The sequence below is a fragment of the Flavobacterium sp. FlaQc-49 genome, from assembly GCF_044005985.1.
GTDB classification, from domain to species: Bacteria; Bacteroidota; Bacteroidia; order Flavobacteriales; family Flavobacteriaceae; genus Flavobacterium; species Flavobacterium cupriresistens.
The window spans coordinates 47,958-67,168 of the sequence record NZ_JBIPCS010000007.1 but is presented as its reverse complement, the minus strand read 5'-3'; the positions used below and the strand labels follow the sequence as shown (position 1 = coordinate 67,168).

Below are 19,211 nucleotides of genomic sequence, written 5' to 3'. Positions count from 1 at the left end.
TCCACGTGGAACAAAAGAGTATAAAGTTAATTCTGAGAGCCACCTTAAAGGGTTTCCGGAGAATAATAAAACAAAATGTTTTTAGAAGAATACGATGTTATTGTGGTGGGTGCTGGCCATGCCGGTTCCGAGGCCGCGGCAGCGGCAGCAAATTTGGGATCCAAAACGCTGTTGGTTACAATGAGTTTGCAAAACATTGCACAGATGTCTTGCAACCCTGCAATGGGTGGAATTGCAAAAGGACAGATCGTTCGTGAGATTGATGCACTCGGAGGATATTCCGGAATTATTTCAGATCGGACGGCAATTCAATTTAAGATGTTGAACAAATCAAAAGGCCCTGCAATGTGGTCGCCAAGAGTTCAAAGTGATCGAATGCGTTTTGCCGAAGAATGGAGAATGATGTTGGAGGGAACTCCAAATTTGGATTTCTACCAGGAGATGGTCAAAGGTTTGATTATTGAGAATGGCAAAATCAAGGGAGTGAAAACTTCGCTTGGAATTGAGATTCGTTCGAAATCGGTAGTTTTGACAAATGGTACTTTTTTGAATGGTCTGATTCATATTGGAGACAAACAGTTTGGTGGGGGTAGAGCAGGCGAAAGTGCTGCGTACGGAATCACCGAAGATTTAGTTCAGGCAGGATTTGAATCTGGAAGAATGAAAACAGGAACGCCACCGAGAGTCGATGGACGTTCTTTGGATTATTCTAAAATGAACGAAGAAAAGGGGGATGCAAAGCCGGATAAGTTTTCGTACTCGGATGTGACGTCACCTTTAATTCATCAGAGATCATGTCATATGACGTACACGTCCTTGGACGTGCATGATATTTTGAGATCTGGTTTTGATCGTTCACCAATGTTTAACGGTCGTATAAAAAGTATCGGCCCAAGATACTGTCCTTCGATAGAAGATAAGATTAATCGTTTTGCTGATAAAGAACGTCATCAGTTATTTGTTGAACCGGAAGGTTGGAATACGTGTGAGGTTTATGTGAATGGATTTTCGACTTCGCTTCCTGAGGATATTCAATTTAAAGCATTGCGTTCAGTTGCCGGTTTTGAGAACGTGAAGTTCTTCCGTCCCGGTTACGCGATCGAATATGATTATTTCCCGCCAACACAATTGAAACATACTTTGGAAACAAAGCTGGTGGAAGGATTGTATTTCGCAGGGCAAATAAACGGAACGACCGGATATGAAGAAGCCGCGTCGCAAGGTTTGATGGCAGGTATAAATGCGCATTTAAAAGTGCACGAAAAAGCGCCATTGATTTTGAAACGTGATGAAGCGTATATCGGTGTGCTGATCGACGACTTGATTACGAAAGGTACAGAAGAACCATATCGTATGTTTACCTCAAGAGCAGAGTATAGAACTTTGTTACGTCAGGATAATGCCGATTTCAGATTGACACCAATGTCACATGAAATTGGTTTGGCTTCTGAAATGCGTTTGCGCAGAATGGAACACAAATTAAATGAGTCTGAAAAGATGGTTGCCTTTTTCAAAGAAACAAGTGTTTCGGTTGGAGAGGCAAATCCTATTTTAGAAGCGAAGGATACCGCATTGATTACACAAGGTGATAAAATGTTTAAAGTGTTCTCGCGTCCACAAATTGATTTGGAGGATATCATGAAATTTGAGAAAGTAAAAGAATACATCGCAGCAAACGATCTTGATCAGGAAATTTTAGAGCAAGCCGAAATTCAAGTGAAGTATTCCGGATACATCGAGAAGGAAAGAAATAACGCAGACAAATTGACAAGACTTGAAGAAGTGAAAATTCCAGAGAACTTTGACTACAACAAAATCAAATCAATGTCAATTGAAGCAAAACAAAAATTAAGCAAAATTCGTCCCGTAACCATTTCGCAAGCATCAAGAATCAGCGGCGTATCACCAAGTGATATTTCGGTGTTATTGATTTATATGGGAAGATAAAGGTATTTTAGATTGTGGATTTTAGATTTTAGATTGTTGAGCGTAGGAAGTAGATTTTAAATTTTCGATTTCGCGCAATGTAAAATCTAAAATCCACAATCTAAAATTATAATTGTTCCACGTGAAACTATTTTGTGATAGATTTTATTTAAGTTATTGTTTAGTCATGAAGATAATTGAGAAAGAAGTTTTATCATTGCAAGATACAGAAACGTTGTTGCAACTTTGGAATAACGAATATCCGGTGAAATTAAATTATCAGGCTATGCATGACTTTGATTTGTATCTGGATGCTTTGGCGGAAAAGAAGCATTATTTGTTGCTTGATGAGAATAGCAGGATCAAAGGCTGGGCTTTTACTTTTTTACGAGAGGAAGAGGATTGGTTTGTTATAATTTTGGATAGCGATATTCAAGGGAGTGGTAACGGCAGGCTTTTGATAAACGAATTAAAAAAGAATAAAAAAAGTTTGAATGGTTGGGTGATCGATCATGAGAATGACGTGAAACTAAATAAAGAGCCATACAAATCTCCATTGCCGTTTTATATTAAAAATGGATTTGTAGTGGTTGAAGACAAGAGATATGAAGGCGAGAAAATGTCTGCCGTCAAAATAAATTGGAAGTATTAAAAAAGTATATAAAATAGAATAAGCCCTAAAAGTGAATTTTTCATTTTTAGGGTTTGCTATGAAGTTAAATCAAAACCCCAATATTTATAAAATGAACGTTTTAAATAAAAAACACTTTCTTACGGTAAAAGATCATTCCGTTTCTAAAGAAATTTTCGAATTGTATTACGATGAAAACCTGGACATGTTAATTACGTCTCCACAACCGGATTTAGAAAATTTAGGAAGGTATTACGAAAGTGAAGATTATATTTCGCACACAGACAACAAACGTTCGTTATTTGAAAAAGCCTATCACTTTGTAAAAAATATAGCCTTAAAAAATAAGCTGAATTTGATTAATGCAGAGCAAGCTCAGAAAGGCAGAATTTTGGACATTGGTGCCGGAACTGGCGATTTTTTATTAACAGCAAAAAATGATGGTTGGGAAACGATTGGAGTAGAACCAAGCGCAAGAGCAAAAGAAATTGCAGTTAAAAAAGGAATTTCATTTGTGGACAAAATCAGTGCTCTGGAGAATAATTCGTTTGATGTAATTACAATGTGGCACGTTTTAGAACATGTTCCAAATTTGGAATTGCAAATTGCAGAATTGAAACGTTTATTAAAACCAACTGGAACATTAATTGTTGCGGTTCCAAATTTTAAATCATACGACGCAAAACATTACGATACATTTTGGGCAGCTTATGATGTGCCGATTCATTTTTGGCATTTCTCTAAAAAAGCCATTCAATCGCTTTTTGAAAAAGTGGATATGAAATTAGAAAAAGTGCTTCCGATGAAATTTGATTCTTTTTATGTGAGTTTATTATCGGAAAAATACAAAACAGGAAAAATGAACTACATCAGTGCTTTTTTGATCGGTTTGAAGTCAAATCTAAAAGCCAGACGTACGATGGAATATTCTTCGCACATTTACGTGCTAAAAAACAGCTAAAACTTATTTTTAGCGCGTTTTAGCGACGTTTTTAGGTAAGAAGGACTCTGAATATGTCTTTTTTTAGAAATTCGCTTAAAAACGAGCTATGAAATCCATTATTAATAACAGTAAATTATACATAACTTAAGTCCGATAACAAAAATTGATACAAGAAAAAAAGAGCATTTTTTAAACTTTATGTTGATGCTATTTATTTTTTTATATTTTTGTCTTCAACATTAAAAAAATAGAAATTAAAGAAATGAAAAAAGCATTAGTAATTATCGCGGTTTCAATTTTAGTTGTTTCATGTGGTAAAACAGCAGAAGTTAAAGAAGTAAAAACAGCTTACGTTGATACTTCGGTTTTAATGAAAGAGTACACTGAAGCAAAAGATCTTGAAGCAAAATACAAATCTCAAGCAGAAGAAAAAGGAAGACAACTGCAAGCTGAAATTACTCGTTTTAAACAAGACGCTGCTAATTTTCAAAGTCAAGCGCAAGCAAACGGTCAGGCATGGGCACAACAAAGGGGTGCTGAATTGCAAAAAAGAGAGCAACAATTGGGTTATGCTCAACAAGCTTTATCGCAACAATTGCAACAAGAAAGCGGAGTTGAAATGGATTCTCTTGTAAGCGGAGTGAAAAAATACATCAAAGAATACGGTAAGAAAAACGGTTATTCTTATATCTACGGAACAGGTGATGCTGCAACAGTATTATACGCTGAAGATAAATACGATATTACAAAAGTAATCGTTAAAGAATTGAACGATAAGTACAAATCTGCACCGAAAACAGAAGAAAAAGCTCCTGCTAAAGAGGGTGTGGAAGCTAAAAAATAAAACACAAAACAAACTAATTTCTAAAAACCTAAATCTACACGGATTTAGGTTTTTTCTTTTATAAAAAATACGATACTTTTAGTTTTTCAATACAAGCCATAATGCAAAACGTTTCAGAAGCAGCAGCTTACACCTTACAATTTATCAATCAAACGCAAAAGTCGATCTTTCTGACGGGTAAAGCTGGGACAGGAAAAACGACACTTTTGAGGGAAATTATTGCCACAACGCACAAGAATACTGTGGTGGTTGCCCCAACCGGAATTGCGGCTTTAAATGCGGGTGGCGTGACGATTCATTCGATGTTTCAGCTGCCATTTTCCGCTTTTATACCCTCTTTTGAGGCGAATTCGCAGTTTACCGAAACGGTGAAATTTGAGAATAAAGATACGTTGCGCAGGCACTTTAAAATGAACAGTCTGAAGCGTAATGTAATTCGCAATATGGAGTTACTGATTATTGATGAAGTAAGTATGTTGCGGGCCGATTTGCTTGATGCCATTGACTTTATGATGCAGACTGTTCGCAGAAATTCGTATGCTTTTGGTGGCGTTCAGGTGCTTTTTATAGGCGATTTATTGCAGTTGCCGCCTGTAATTAGGGATGAAGAATGGCGAACGCTACGCAATTATTACAAAGGAAAATTCTTTTTTCACTCGCACGTAATGCAGCAAAATCCGCCTTTGTACATTGAGTTATCTAAAATTTACCGTCAAACAGACGATGCTTTTATCTCGGTTTTGAATAACCTGCGTAACAATCAGATTTCAGCGGAAGATGTGCAGTTTTTGAACCAATATGTACAGCCTGATTTTGATTTAAAGAGTAATCCGGGTTATATTACTTTAACAACTCATAATGCCAAAGCAGATTCTATTAACGAGCAGGCGATAAACGATTTAGCGGGAAAAGAGTATTCTTTTCAACCCTTTATCGTAAGTGATTTTCCGGAGAAAATCTTTCCGGTAGAAGAAAATCTAAAGTTGAAAGTGGGAGCGCAGGTCATGTTTGTAAAAAACGATTTGAGCTTTGAAAAACGCTATTTTAATGGAAAAATGGGGATTATCAAGTCCCTTTCACCGGAGGAAATCTTTGTGCATTTCCCGGAAGAGAATAAAACAATTGAGGTAGAAAAGTACGAATGGAAAAACATCCGTTACAAAGTAAATGAGCTCACCAAGGAGATTGAAGAGGAAGTTTTGGGCACATTTGCGCATTATCCGATCAAATTGGCGTGGGCCATTACGGTACATAAGAGCCAGGGATTAACTTTTGACAAAGCTGCGCTTGATGTATCGCAAGTTTTTCTTCCCGGACAGGCATATGTAGCATTATCGCGTTTAAGGTCCTTAAATGGGCTTATTTTGCTTTCTCCGATGCGTATGAATGGGATTTCGAACGATCAGGATGTGATGGATTATGCTTTGAATAAAGCTACCGAGGACGTTTTAGAGAAATCGTTGCATTTTGAAACGAAAAACTTTATTCATAACTATTTGATTAACAGTTTTAATTGGTCAGATTTGGCACAAGAATGGCGCAATCACCGTTTTAGTTACAACGAAAATGCTGCTGCTTCAGAAAAAGCCAAACATGCTATTTGGGCGCAAAAGCGCTTAGAAACCATAGAGCAGCTGATAGATCCTTCGCAAAAGTTTATCCAACAACTCAACAAAATTTTCAATAAAGAAACAGTCGATTTGTATTTTGTTGAAGAAAGAATGGTGGCAGCATATGATTATTTTTTCGGTCCAATGGACAAATTAGTTGCGGATCTTCTGCAAAAAATGGCTGAAATTCAGAAGTTTAAAAAAGTAAAAGAGTTTTACGAAGAGCTGACTTTGCTGGATGATTTGCAAACAAAAGCGGTTTTACGCTTGATGAAAGCTAAGTTATTGATCGAAATTGTGGTTGCGGGAGAAACGATTTGCAAAGAAAAATTGACTTCATCGGCTATTAAAAACTTCAAAATAAATAAGCTGGAAAAGATTCGTGAAGAGTTTAAAATGAGCAACACGGATATCTTCAATGTGGAAGAACCGGTTGTACGTTACACTTCAAAAAAGCGCGACAATAATGAACCAAAAACGGTCAAAAAAACCACAATAGAAGAAACCTACGATCTATGGGTAGAAAAGAATTCGATTCAGGATATTGCCCGAATTCGAAAGCTGACGGTGCAGACAATTGAGATGCATTTAGTCAAACTAATTCAGACTAAAAAAGTGGATATTTCAGACGTATTGCCGTACGATAAAATACTGGCTCTGCAAGAGGCTTTTCAATTTTATCAAGAAGAATCGCTTAACCCATTGAAGGAAAAATATGGTGACGAATTTACCTGGGATGAACTTAAAATGTTTAAGGCAAGCATAAATTAGGGGAAATTCCAAATTCCAAATTCCAAATTCCAAATTCAAATTCCAAATTCCAAATTCAAGTTTCAAGTTTCAGGTTTCAAGTTTCAAGTTTCAGGTTTCAAGCTTGGGATAAATGGGTATTATTAGTTATTTAATGGTCAATTTTAGACGGGTGTCACCCTGAGCGAAGTCGAAGGCTGGGGAAGATATATTTTATTGAAATATTCGAAAATCAAAGTAATATGTTTGATAAAAATATAATTAGATAACGGTAAATTGTTGTTTTTTTGGTTTGATAACGCGATTTTATAGCATAAGAAAATCTAGCTGTGCTGTACTTAAAAAGAACGTTTTGTATTGCTTTCATTTTGTTTTTTGAATCGTTTTGAAAAATTAAGACGCTTTTGATTCGAAAATAGTTTCACGTGGAACATTTTGGATTCACTGAAACATTAGACTAATTACCTGTTTTTATGTTATTAATATATTGATTAACAATGTGTTAATTTTTATTTATGATTTTTTCACGAAAACTCGTTTGGTTTCTAAATGCCAAAACGACGGAAAAACAGTGGTAAAACACGATTCTTGAATCGATAATTTTTCCAATTTTTAAGATAAGTGAATCACTCGCGCAAACCCTGTGCAGGAATATTTTGGGTAGAAGTTGTGTGACCAGTTTAGATAAAACTCTTGAGATTTTTTTCAAAACGATTTGGTTGTGGAGTAGAGGCGGGGAGTTTGTTGTGAAACTTATTGAATTTTGCATCACTTCGAAGAGAGACCAAGACTTTGCTTAAATTCGAAAAAAAAAATCGGCGCCTTCGGCGTTTTTTAGCATTAATAACAACAAATAGTGATTGGATAAAAGTAAAATGGCTGTTTAGTTTGAAAACAGTCGCAAAACCATGCTTTTTAAGCCGTATTTTTTGTTTTTACAATAAAAAGCCATTCTTCCGCCTGAAACAAAAAACAAGCCTTTAAATCTCTTTATTTGTTCTTTGTAAAAGTAACTTTAAGATCAAAAGCCATTTTGCAATGTAATTTTCACGTGGAACGGCTAAGCTTTGCAAAAAGAATGCACATTAGTTTTGTACCTTCAAATCTCACTGATATACACTATGTCACCCTGAGCGAAGTCGAAGGCTGGTCTAGAGGATTAGTATCTATCAAATTCTAAACTTTAAGAAGCACAAAAAAACTGAAAAAAGGCGAAAATTTTCTTACGTAGCCTTCGACTTCGCTCAGGGTGACAGTTGGATTAAATCATAGGCCTAAGGGAAGGCCGTAGAAAAATAAAAAACTTCACGTGAAACAAAAAAACAATCCTTTGATCTCTTTATTTCGTTTTTGATAAAAGTAGCTCCATGATCTAAAGCCATTTTTGCAATGTAGTTTTCACGTGGAACGGATAAGCTTTACAGAATGATGTATGTTAGTTTTACACCTTCAAATCTCACTGATATACGTTATGTCACCCTGAGCGAAGTCGAAGGCTGGTCTAGGGATAAGTATCTAGTAAATTCTGAACTTTAGGAAGCGCAGAGAAAGTGAAAAAGGTGTAAATTTTCTAACGTAACCTTCGACTTCGCTCAGGGTGACAGTTGGATCAAATTAGAGACTTTAGGCAGTAGAAAAACTAAAATTTCACCTGACACAATAAAACGATCCTTTGATCTCTTTATTTCGTTTTTGATAAAAGTAACTCCAAGATCTAAATCCATTTTTGCAATGTAGTTTCCACGTGGAACGGCTAAGTTTTACAAAATAATGTGCGTTAGTTTTAAGCCTTCAAATCTCACTGATATACGTTATGTCACCCTGAGCGGAGTCGAAGGCTGGTCTAGGGATAAGTATCTATCAAATTCTAAACTTTAGGAAGTACAGAAAAACTGAAAAAAAGCGAAAATTTTGTAACGTAGCTTCGACTTCGCTCAGGGTGAGAGTTGGATTAAATCATAGATTTTAGGCAGTAATAATATAGGAAATTATGGAACTTATTTTAGGGATGTAATTTTTTTAGAAGTCAATTTTTTCAAAAAAAAATCGGCGCCTTCGGCGTTATTTGTGAATTAAATCGGGGAGTTTTTTGTCGAAATAAAAGGAGTTGCGGAACAAAATGACTAGGAGTAAAGGTCTTTGGCTGTGATAATTCGTTTTTTTTAAAACAGCGTCTTGCCAATATTTAAAAGTAATTGCTTAAAAAGTGTCATTTTCTTTTCAACAAACTTTCATAAATAATTAAACTTCTGAAGTCAAAAGTTATTTTCACGTGGAACAGATATACGAGAAGTAGATTTTGTAAAACTGACACGAGTATAAATAAAAAATCCTTTTTTCGGTTTAAGAAAAAAGGATTTAGTTAAGTAAGTGGCAATTGAAAATTTATAACGTTTCGACTAAAATCCAGGCATCCGGATTTTCTCCTTTTTGAATTTCTTTCTGTGCTTTTTGTGCTTCATTCATAGTGGCATAACTTCCGTATAAAACAGGAAACAGACCATGTTTGTTTTCGCCAAGCATTCTGGCTTTATAACCGTCTTTTACCAATTGGTTATAGGCTTTTCTGGCATTTTGTTCGCTTCTGAAAGCACCTGCCATGATGTGGTAAGGCATTGTTTTTATTTCTACTTCTTCAGTTGCAGTTTTAGCAGAATCTACAGAAAGCGTGACAGCCGGTAATGGACTTTGTATAAAAAAGGTCGCTTCCTGGATCTTGTTTTGTACTTTTTTCTGTACAGCACTTTCTACAATAAGAGTCTGACTTGCAATTTGATTCTGGTACAAAGGATATCCGATACTTCCGGTAATTCCTAAACCTAGAACAAAAATAGCAGCATATCTCAAGTATGGTTTTGAAGTTCTAACGTGCTCTTCATTATCGTATAAAGCAACCGTTTCTCTTTCTTCCATTTTTTCCAGTTTTTTCTCGAACAGCTCTCTTTTTACTACAGGAGAAACAAACGGACTTAATCCAAAAGAAGTAGATAAGAAGTTGGTCTGATCATTAGGTGTAAAAACCATGTTTTGGTCAGCGTTTAGACGAATATCACCAATGTTTTTAAAATTCAGAACGCCATGTTCGTCTAATATTTTTTTCCAATTTAGAACTTCATGTGTAATAGCACTTACGGCAAAACCATAAGAAGTATTTTCAGTCTGAGCGATATGATTGGCTAATAATCCGTCATTGTTTTTTAAAAGACTATTGAATGCGATCGTTTTCTTAGGTGGAGAAAACGAATTGGTGCTTTCATTAAGTCTTGCCGGGTGATTTTCGGTTAGAAATGCTCCAAACCCTGGAACCGTTACACACTGATAACGATACAATAACTGCGATATGTAAGTTTCGATTTTCATAGTAACAAAGTTAGGTAATGAATATAGTTATCAAAATTTTATTCACAATTGTTATTAACAATTCGCTTTATTTTATATACAATTAATTTTCAAATGGTTAAGTGTTTTTGCTTCATGTCGAGTAGGGTGCGAAAACGATTTATCTTATTTTTTATTAAGAAATTACTTTAATTTATGAATATTTGCTGCCTCAAATCGAATTTTTAACAGACTCTATTTTACATAATATTTTAGCAAGATGTCAGATCAGGAATTATTTTATTTATTAGCCTTACTTAAAGTGGATGGAGTTGGAGATATTTTGGCTAAAAGATTGTTGTTGCATTGTGGTAGTGCGGAGGCTTTTTTTAAAACGAAAACCAATCAGCTAGCTGCTATTGACGGAATCGGCTCTGTTTTATTAAAAAATAGTAAAGACAAAACCGTTTTTGAAAAGGCAAATGCCGAATTAGAATTTATAAAAGCAAATGCGATAAAGGTTTCTTTTTTTCAGGAAGAACAGTATCCGGAGCGTCTGAAACATTGTTTTGATGCGCCGGTTTTGATTTTTTCTGCGGGGAATATTGATTTAAAAAACAGAAAGATAATTAGTATAGTCGGAACACGCCAGATTACTTCCTATGGCCTGGAATTTTGTAGGACACTACTGGAAGATTTAGCACCATTAGATCCTGTAATTGTTAGCGGTTTTGCCTATGGAGTTGATATTGTTGCACATCAATTTGCAATGGACAACAACTTACAGACCATTGGTGTTTTAGCCCACGGATTAAATCAGGTTTACCCTAAATCGCACAAAAAGTATATCGCCCGAATGGAAGAAAAAGGGGGGTTTATCACCGAGTTTTGGAGCTCGTCTAATCCGGACAGGGAAAATTTTGTTCGCCGAAATCGTATTGTTGCCGGAATCTCGGAGGCCACAATTGTAATTGAATCTGCAGATCGGGGAGGGTCTCTCATTACGGCCCATTTTGCAAATGAGTACAACCGTGATGTTTTTGCTGTTCCGGGCCGCGTTACAGATGTGTACAGTAAGGGTTGCAATGATCTGATTAAAACCCAGAAGGCCAACGTGCTTACCAGTGCGGCCGATTTGATCTACATGCTGAACTGGGATATTGAAAATAAAGCAAAACCAATTCAAAAACAGCTGTTTGTAGCTTTAGATGCAGAGGAACAAAACATTTACGATTTTCTAATAAAAAACGGAAAAGAAGTACTGGATATCATTGCGCTTCGTTGTGATTTTCCTGTTTATAAAATTTCCGGAATCCTTTTAAAAATGGAGCTTAAGGGAGTAATAAGACCTTTACCGGGTAAATTGTTTGAGGCTATTTGATCTTTATTTTTAATTAGATTAGGTTTGAAATATTAAAATTTTATTTTTGCCCCTCACTTTTAACCCTTTTTTAATGAATATTATTGAATTATTCGAAAATGCCGGAATTTATAGAACAAATTTAAGAGAATTTAACCCTGAGGATATTGCAAAAATTCAGAAACAATTTGAAATTGAACGTGCACAGCATTCTAATTTAGATTCAAGTGTAGCTTCAAATTTGATTTTAGCAATGAATGAATTTCCAAATGAGCTTTTGTCTATTTCAAATAATCGAATACTTTATAATTTATTTTCTAAGAAAAATTATTCACGTAATAGATTTAGTTCTGATAATGCTGTCTCAGTTAGTTTAGAGGCCGTAAAAGTATTCATTATTAGATTTTTATCAGAAGCATTGACGTTGTTTATTGAGGAAAGAATGGCTCAGAACGATTTTGAAGCTATTGAAGACATTTTAATGGTCAAAGAATATTTGCCGGAAGAATCATTAGACCTTTTGCGTGAGAGAGTTACAGGTAAATTAGATTTTGTTTTAGACAAGTTAGATCAAAATTTTTCGATGGGGGATCACAATATTAAGTCTATTTATTTTATAAAATTCAGACCTTTTTATGCTTTGCTTGCAAATTTTAAATCAGTTGATACAGATATGAAAATTAGATTGCTGCAAAATAAAATAACCAGCCCCATTTTAAATCAAGAAATAAAATCGATTTTTACGGAAGCTACAATAATTGCGATGAGTAATTATAATGCCCTTAATCCGGAATTGGATAGTTTTTTAAAAGCAAACAGAGAAAAGCTTACGGAATCATATGAAACAACATCATCGTCAAGTGATTCAGGTATGTCGCCATGGGCAATAGTAGGAATAATTGTTCTTGTTTTAAGAGTGATTTTCTTTATAGCAAGATTAGCTAAGTAGTTATTTTTTTGAGTAAATTTTAATGTTTTATTAAGAATAACGTCTTTTCTGTTTCTCGTAAATATAAGTTAGAAAGAACATATATAAAATGCCGGATTTCGGTGATTTTTTCAAACAAAAATCCCTTTCCAAGCTTTCTGCTCGAAAAGGGATAAATAATGTCTTAAAACGGCTAATTATGATGGTTCAAAGCCAAGTTTAATGCGGGCGCGTTGTAAAACACCGTTCGCAATCAGGGCTGCTTTATCAGCTCCTTTTTTCAAAAGTAATTCTACTTCAGTAAGGTTCGTAATATAGTAATTGTATTTTTCTCTTTCGGTTTTGAATTTTTCTGTGATCAATTCAAACAAGGCTTGTTTGGCATGTCCATAACCATAGTTCCCGCCCAAATAATTGGCTCTCATTTCGGCAATTTGTGCTTCGGTGCCCAGTAAAGAATAAATAGCAAAGGCATTACAAGTGTCCGGATTTTTTGGATCTTCAAGTGGCGTACTGTCTGTCTCGATGCTCATTATCTGCCTGCGTAAGGTTTTATCGTCAAGGAAAATATTGATGATATTATTGGCAGATTTACTCATTTTTCCGCCATTAGTTCCAGGGATCAACATGCCGTCTTCCTGAATTATAGCTTCTGGAATTACAAAAGTTTCACCCATTTGGTGATTGAAACGAGAGGCTACATCACGAGTAATTTCCAAGTGCTGTAATTGGTCTTTTCCAACGGGAACAAATTGAGCGTCATACAATAAAATATCAGCGGCCATTAACATCGGATAAGTAAAAAGTCCGGCGTTTACATCGTCTAAACGATCTGCTTTATCTTTGAAAGAATGGGCCAATGTCAGACGTTGAAATGGAAAAAAACAGCTTAAATACCAGGTTAGTTCTGCTGTTTGAGCGACATCAGACTGTCTGTAAAAAGTAACTTTATCGGGATTTAAACCACAGGCCAACCAAGCTGCTGCTGTACTGTAGGTGTTTTCTCTTAATGTTTTACCATCTTTGATTTGTGTAATCGAATGTAAATCAGCGATAAACAAAAAAGATTCGTTTGCCGGATTGTTAGATAATTCAATTGCGGGAATAATTGCTCCCAATAAGTTGCCTAAATGTGGTGTTCCTGTACTTTGAACACCGGTAAGTATTTTTGCCATTCTAGTTTTCTCTTAACCGCAAAGATGCAAGGTTTTAACCGCAAAGTTCGCATGGTTTATTGTTGATTTTAACCCTAAATTTCGTATTTTTTAATTGGAAAGTTTGCCAGGTTTATTTTCCTGATCGCAAAGTTCGCAAAGTTTTTTGTAAAGTACACAAACTTTATTTGTTCTTTGGCGTAAAGTTGGCAAAGTTTTTACGAAAATAAATTCTTTTATAATAAATCACCTTCGATTTATTACTTTTGAAACCATGAAAGGAATAAAAATTGTTTTTTGGGTCATTTGGCGCATTTGGTTTTATATTTTAATGGCCATCCCGATATTGATTATGTTGCCGTTTTTACTGGCTTCCATTATAACCGAAAGTGGTTATCCGTATTTTTTCAGAATGGCGCGAATTTGGGCGAAATTCATCCTCTACGGAATGGGATTCTATTACAAAATCAAACGGGAACAAAAGCTTGAAAGAGGCAAAAGTTATATGATTGTGGCTAATCACACTTCAATGACAGACATTATGTTAATGCTGGCCATTATAAAAAATCCATTTGTTTTTGTTGGAAAAAAGGAGCTTGTAAAGATTCCGTTGTTCGGATTTTTCTATAAAAGAACTTGTATTTTGGTAGACAGAAATTCATCGAAGAGTAAAAATGATGTTTTCAAACGAGCTCAGGATCGTCTAAATCAGGGATTAAGCATCTGTATTTTTCCGGAAGGCGGAGTTCCAGATGATGAATCGATTTTACTGGACGAGTTTAAGGATGGGGCGTTTAGATTGGCGATAGAGCATCAAATTCCAATTGTTCCGATTGTTTTTGCGGATAATAAAGAACGATTTTCGTATACTTTTTTAAGCGGAAGTCCCGGTAAAATGAGAGGTAAGATATTATCATTTATTGAAACTAAAGGACTTACAGGCGAGAACAGAAAAGAGCTGAGAGATCAGGTCAGACAGGTGATTTACAATAAATTACTGGAATTTAAGAGCCTAAAGTAAAAGTAAAAAGAATTAAATATTAAACCCGGCATTGAGTATGAATCATGCCGGGTTTTCTTTTGAATTTAAAACCCCTTTTATATTCAAAATCTTATTTTATCAATACTTTTATCTGAATCAAAATCAATTGCTTTTTAGTTTTTTCCTTAATTGTTTTAAAGGAGATAACCTTGGTAATTAGATTTTTAACTTTTAACAAAAGTCACATGATAATGATTAGATGAACAAAAAGGAAAATGGTTGCGTCAAGAAGTAGATTTTTTTTCTTTTTTTTCAAAATAAAAAACCCGACCGCTTTTAGAACGGTCGGGTTTATAGTATAAGAATCTGCAACAATCAGATTTGTAACGTTTTATGCGTTAGCTAATTCTTTAATGTGCGCTTTAATTTTTGCTTCTAATTCGTCAGCTAGTTCCGGATTATCTTTAATTAAAGACTTAACGGCATCACGTCCCTGACCTAATTTAGTATCACCATAGCTGAACCATGATCCTGCTTTTTTAACGATCTCAAATTCAACAGCTAAATCTAAAATTTCTCCTGTTTTTGAAACCCCTTCGCCATACATGATGTCAAATTCGGCAGTTTTGAAAGGTGGAGCTACTTTATTTTTAACGATTTTTACTTTGGTTCTGTTTCCGATTACATTTTCTCCGTCTTTAATTTGTGAAGAACGACGAATATCAATACGTACCGAAGCGTAGAATTTTAGGGCGTTACCACCTGTTGTAGTTTCCGGATTTCCGAACATTACACCAATTTTCTCTCTCAACTGGTTGATGAAGAAAACCGTACAGTTTGTTTTGCTGATCGTTCCGGTTAATTTTCTTAAGGCCTGAGACATTAAACGAGCGTGAAGACCCATTTTTGAATCTCCCATTTCTCCTTCAATTTCACTTTTTGGGGTCAAGGCTGCAACCGAGTCAATTACCACAATATCAATTGCTCCTGAACGAATCAGGTTTTCTGCAATTTCTAAAGCTTGTTCTCCATTATCCGGTTGAGAAATAATTAAGTTTTCGATGTCAACGCCTAATTTTTCAGCATAATTTCTGTCAAAAGCATGCTCAGCATCTATAAAAGCAGCAATTCCGCCCGCTTTTTGAGCTTCGGCAATCGCGTGTAAGGTAAGTGTGGTTTTACCGGACGATTCTGGCCCGTAAATTTCAATGATCCTTCCTCTTGGGTAACCATTTACCCCAAGAGCTAAATCAACACCAAGAGAGCCGGAAGAAATAGTTTCTACCTCTACAATGGCTTTGTCGCCCATTTTCATTACGGTTCCTTTTCCGTAAGTTTTATCAAGTTTGTCAAGCGTAAGTTGTAGCGCTTTTAATTTGGCCTCTTTGTCTGAACTCATCTTTTCTTTCATCTAAATTGTTATAATTTTTTTCTTTTTCAAAGCCAATCAAAATCGGAAATAACGTCTTGATTTAGATTTGAAAGGGCTTGTAATTTTGTAAAAATACTTCTTTTTTTTGAAGTTACAACGTTGTTTTATTGCTATAAAAACAATGCTTTTAGTTCTGTAGCTTCCTCAGCTTTTATTTTACCGGCAAGCAACAAACTCAGTTGTTTACGACGTAAAGCAGCATCATAACGCTGTTTTTCTAGTTCCGTTTCAGGTTCGATCGCAGGAACTTCAACCGGTCTGCCGGTATCATCAACTGCAACAAAGGTGTAAATGGCTTCGTTGGCTTTTGTTCTGTTTCCAGATTCGCGGTCTTCTACCCAAACGTCTATAAAAACTTCCATAGAACTTTTGAAAGAACGGGATACTTTTGCTTCAACGGTAACAACGCTGCCTAAAGAAATAGCTCTGTTAAAAGCAACGTGATTTACAGAAGCTGTTACTACAATTCGACGCGAATGTCTTCGGGCTGCGATACTTGCCGCACGGTCCATTCGGGCCAAAAGTTCACCACCAAAAAGGTTATTCAAAGGATTTGTTTCACTTGGTAAAACTAAATCGGTTAAAATAGTTAGAGATTCTGCAGGATGTTTTGATTTCATTTTTTTAATGTAAAAATTTATTTTTTTGCCACGAATTTCACGAATTGGCACTAATTGTTTTTTTTTTGCCACTGAATTAAAAGGATTTACACAGATTATTTAATCATTTTAATCCATTAATCTGTGGCTTTTTTTCCTCATAGTTGAGCGAGGTTAGCAACTTTTGTCAAAGTGCATAAATGAGCTTTCTTAGATTTGATGCTTTATTTTACCTAATTTAAACATTATGTAAAATAGGATTTGACAGATTTAATTCAGCCAGTAAACCGCCATAACTGCCGGAATAAAATAGATAACAATGGTTCTTGCACCATCGTAATCTTTGGCTAATCGTTGACCGAAGAGCATCATTAACAAACAAATACAAGAGAAAATTGCGCCGTAGAAACCAAATTCACGACCGCTGTCTGTAAGCAACTGTATGACACCAACCACGCATAAAATTCCCGAAATTAATTCTAAAATTAAAAGGTGAAAGAGGGCTAGTGGTACTTGATTTTTTAAGATTGTTTTGGAAAAATGCTCCTTCAACCAGGAAACATTATCCTTCCAGTAGAAAACTTTTTCATAACCGGATTGCAAAAAAGTTAAGGCCAGAAAAACCAACAGTAAAATTGTGGCAGTATTGTTCATTAGCAAATTATTTTTTGTGAATTAAACGTGTGAGTTTTATAGATAGATCTGTTAAAATTATTTTTGCATTTCCATTCCGTTCAATGTGATACATCGCCTCCGAAAGTTCTTTAAAAATGTCATGTATGTTGTTTCCGTTAACAAATGGAGCAAAATTTTCGAGTTTAAATTTATCTACTTTCGGCTCAATGTAAACGAGGCTTGTTGCCTGATAATTAAGCAAAAGAGCTTGTCGGAACATTTCGATACAGTACTGGATAAATTTCTTCTGACTTTCACGTCCAAGAGCGGCTATTTCTTCGCTCCAGGAAATTAAATCCTGAATGGCAGCGGCATTACCTTTTGCTCTGAAAGCAGCACGAACCCAATTGACAAACCATTGTTCAAAAGGATATTCCGAGTCATCTTCTTTGAGTATAGAAAGTGCTTTACTAAAATTTCCCTGTGCCTGATGTGCGATTTTTAAAGCTAAATTTGAATCGATATTTTCTTTAGCAACCAAGGCTTCAGCGATTACCTTTTCGGGTAATCCGTTAAAATGAATCACCTGGCAACGAGACCGGATCGTTTGAATGATATCTTCTTCATTTTCAGAGATCAGTATAAAAATAGTTTTATCTGAAGGCTCTTCGAGAAGTTTTAATAATTTATTTGAAGCAGCGATATTCATTTTATCGGCCATCCAGATAATCATAATTTTATAACCGCCTTCGTACGATTTTAAGGCAAGTGATTTCAAAACTTCCTGTGCGTCTTCTACTCTGATTTCCCCTTGTTTGTTTTGAACACCCAAAATTTTATACCAATCGAATAAACCTCCGTAAGGCATTTCTTGTATAAAGGAGCGCCAGTCCTGAATAAAATCTAAACTTTTGGGTTTCGTTTTTACATCTTCGGTGGTGACGGTTGGATAAATAAAATGGAGATCGGGATGTGAAAGGTTTTGGAATTTGAGATTACAGGAATCATTTCCGTTTGAGTTTTCAGTGCCCGTATTGTTACATAAAATATATTGCGCGTAAGCAATAGCAGTTGATAGCGTACCACTTCCTTCTGGCCCGACAAATAATTGTGCGTGCGGAATTCTTCCGGAAGATGCACTTTGTATCAAGTGACTTTTGATGTAATCTTGACCTAAAATTTGAGAAAATTGCATGTAGCAAAGATAGAAGAAAATGATGTAGTCAAAAATTTTCGGAATTAAAGATTAATTATGTTTCTGTTTTTTTATTTTTAACAGGCAGCGTTTTGTTAAATTGTTTATTTTTTTTGGCTCGTCTTGGGTAAGTACTGGGTGTGATTTGGTGAGATATTAATGGTTTTTTGTTAATAGTTTTTATAAAAATATTTAAAACATATCTTTTTTTTACCTACAATAATGCGTAAAGAAGACCATATATAAAGTCAATTCCTACAAATATATATTTTAACAAAATTAACAAAAAACTCGCTAAAACGCATATTTTCTCGACATACGGCAGTTTTTCGGAGGATCTAAAAGCTTAATTTTTCAAAAAAGAAAATATTAAAGTTGCGTTTTAACATAATTTACATATTTTTGTTTTCATCAACAACCAATTTTAATAAGAATCTATGAAAGGGAAAATTATTTTTTTAAGTTTATTTTGTTTAATGACAACTGGAGCAATTTCTGCCCAGGCTAAGAATGCTCCTAGAAGTATAATCAGTACAACAGCGCTTATTCGCAAGTATCACGATCAAAAAGAATTGAGTGGTATGCAAAAAGGTGAACTTTTGGAACTGTATATCGAGCGTATTAAAGTACTAGTTAAAACTCTCCCTTACATTGCATTGGTGACTAAACCAGGTGTTACGATGGCAGACTTAGGTATTCCGGACGACAGTGAGCACAAAAAAGTATTGGATTCTCAGGCAACTGGAACTGCTACGTTTTTGGACACTACAGTTGAATTCCAAAGAAAAATGATGCCATATTCTGATAAAGGAAATCTAATCGCAGCCATTTTATTTTACGAAAGCACATTAAAGTCTTTACATGAGTTCAACGAATTGAACGAAATGTAATATTTTAAAATTTCTGAAACCTTTTTGTCAAAGT

The 19,211-nt window shown here is 35.2% G+C and carries 15 protein-coding genes; 9 read left to right on the top strand and 6 right to left on the bottom strand.

The window, feature by feature from the left end; translation table 11 throughout:
* Nucleotides 1–75 precede the first annotated feature (75 nt).
* The 5 genes from mnmG (at nt 76) to ACHRV3_RS15050 (ending at nt 6,725) form a co-directional block, all read left to right on the top strand.
* On the top strand, nt 76–1,947 hold the full coding sequence (gene mnmG, locus ACHRV3_RS15070; protein WP_395435259.1) for a tRNA uridine-5-carboxymethylaminomethyl(34) synthesis enzyme MnmG: 1,872 nt from the start codon (nt 76–78) through the stop codon (nt 1,945–1,947).
* Nucleotides 1,948–2,113: 166 nt separating this feature from the next.
* Nucleotides 2,114–2,578 (top strand): GNAT family N-acetyltransferase, encoded by a 465-nt coding sequence (locus tag ACHRV3_RS15065; RefSeq protein WP_395435258.1) that lies wholly within the window; start codon nt 2,114–2,116, stop codon nt 2,576–2,578.
* 91 nt (nt 2,579–2,669) lie between these two features.
* Complete coding sequence (locus ACHRV3_RS15060) at nt 2,670–3,518, top strand: class I SAM-dependent methyltransferase (RefSeq protein WP_395435257.1); 849 nt, start codon at nt 2,670–2,672, stop codon at nt 3,516–3,518.
* Nucleotides 3,519–3,762: 244 nt separating this feature from the next.
* Nucleotides 3,763–4,344, top strand: a complete 582-nt coding sequence (locus tag ACHRV3_RS15055) for an OmpH family outer membrane protein (RefSeq protein ID WP_047774550.1) — start codon at nt 3,763–3,765, stop codon at nt 4,342–4,344.
* Between the two features lie 101 nt (nt 4,345–4,445).
* Nucleotides 4,446–6,725: a helix-turn-helix domain-containing protein gene (locus tag ACHRV3_RS15050; RefSeq protein WP_395435256.1), complete on the top strand. Its 2,280-nt coding sequence runs from the start codon at nt 4,446–4,448 to the stop codon at nt 6,723–6,725.
* A 2,364-nt stretch (nt 6,726–9,089) separates the two neighbouring features.
* Here the strand turns inward: ACHRV3_RS15050 and ACHRV3_RS15045 are convergent.
* Nucleotides 9,090–10,064: an SPOR domain-containing protein gene (locus ACHRV3_RS15045; protein ID WP_395426270.1), complete on the bottom strand. Its 975-nt coding sequence runs from the start codon at nt 10,062–10,064 to the stop codon at nt 9,090–9,092.
* Between the two features lie 238 nt (nt 10,065–10,302).
* On the opposite strand from ACHRV3_RS15045, the gene dprA reads away from it, so the two are divergent.
* Together dprA and ACHRV3_RS15035 are read left to right on the top strand one after the other, a co-directional pair.
* Nucleotides 10,303–11,403, top strand: a complete 1,101-nt coding sequence (dprA, locus tag ACHRV3_RS15040; RefSeq protein WP_395435255.1) for a DNA-processing protein DprA — start codon at nt 10,303–10,305, stop codon at nt 11,401–11,403.
* A gap of 73 nt (nt 11,404–11,476) precedes the next feature.
* On the top strand, nt 11,477–12,331 hold the full coding sequence (locus tag ACHRV3_RS15035) for a hypothetical protein (RefSeq protein ID WP_395435254.1): 855 nt from the start codon (nt 11,477–11,479) through the stop codon (nt 12,329–12,331).
* A gap of 176 nt (nt 12,332–12,507) precedes the next feature.
* Here ACHRV3_RS15035 and trpS read toward each other — a convergent pair whose 3' ends face one another.
* The gene (trpS, locus tag ACHRV3_RS15030; RefSeq protein ID WP_395435253.1) at nt 12,508–13,485 is read right to left on the bottom strand and encodes a tryptophan--tRNA ligase; all 978 of its coding nucleotides are present in this window, start codon (nt 13,483–13,485) and stop codon (nt 12,508–12,510) included.
* 253 nt (nt 13,486–13,738) lie between these two features.
* On the opposite strand from trpS, the gene ACHRV3_RS15025 reads away from it, so the two are divergent.
* Nucleotides 13,739–14,485, top strand: a complete 747-nt coding sequence (locus ACHRV3_RS15025; RefSeq protein WP_395435252.1) for a lysophospholipid acyltransferase family protein — start codon at nt 13,739–13,741, stop codon at nt 14,483–14,485.
* A gap of 352 nt (nt 14,486–14,837) precedes the next feature.
* Here ACHRV3_RS15025 and recA read toward each other — a convergent pair whose 3' ends face one another.
* The 4 genes from recA to ACHRV3_RS15005 form a co-directional block, all read right to left on the bottom strand.
* Complete coding sequence (recA, locus tag ACHRV3_RS15020) at nt 14,838–15,845, bottom strand: recombinase RecA (protein WP_047774954.1); 1,008 nt, start codon at nt 15,843–15,845, stop codon at nt 14,838–14,840.
* A 143-nt stretch (nt 15,846–15,988) separates the two neighbouring features.
* On the bottom strand, nt 15,989–16,498 hold the full coding sequence (locus tag ACHRV3_RS15015) for an acyl-CoA thioesterase (RefSeq protein WP_230004023.1): 510 nt from the start codon (nt 16,496–16,498) through the stop codon (nt 15,989–15,991).
* A 249-nt stretch (nt 16,499–16,747) separates the two neighbouring features.
* Entirely contained in the window at nt 16,748–17,131 is a 384-nt protein-coding gene (locus tag ACHRV3_RS15010) for a hypothetical protein (RefSeq protein WP_047774533.1), read from the bottom strand.
* A gap of 7 nt (nt 17,132–17,138) precedes the next feature.
* Complete coding sequence (locus ACHRV3_RS15005) at nt 17,139–18,287, bottom strand: ATP-binding protein (protein WP_395435251.1); 1,149 nt, start codon at nt 18,285–18,287, stop codon at nt 17,139–17,141.
* Between the two features lie 437 nt (nt 18,288–18,724).
* On the opposite strand from ACHRV3_RS15005, the gene ACHRV3_RS15000 reads away from it, so the two are divergent.
* Nucleotides 18,725–19,177 carry a hypothetical protein gene (locus tag ACHRV3_RS15000; protein ID WP_047774529.1) on the top strand — a complete coding sequence of 151 codons (453 nt, stop codon included), beginning with the start codon at nt 18,725–18,727 and terminating at the stop codon, nt 19,175–19,177.
* Nucleotides 19,178–19,211 lie beyond the last annotated feature (34 nt).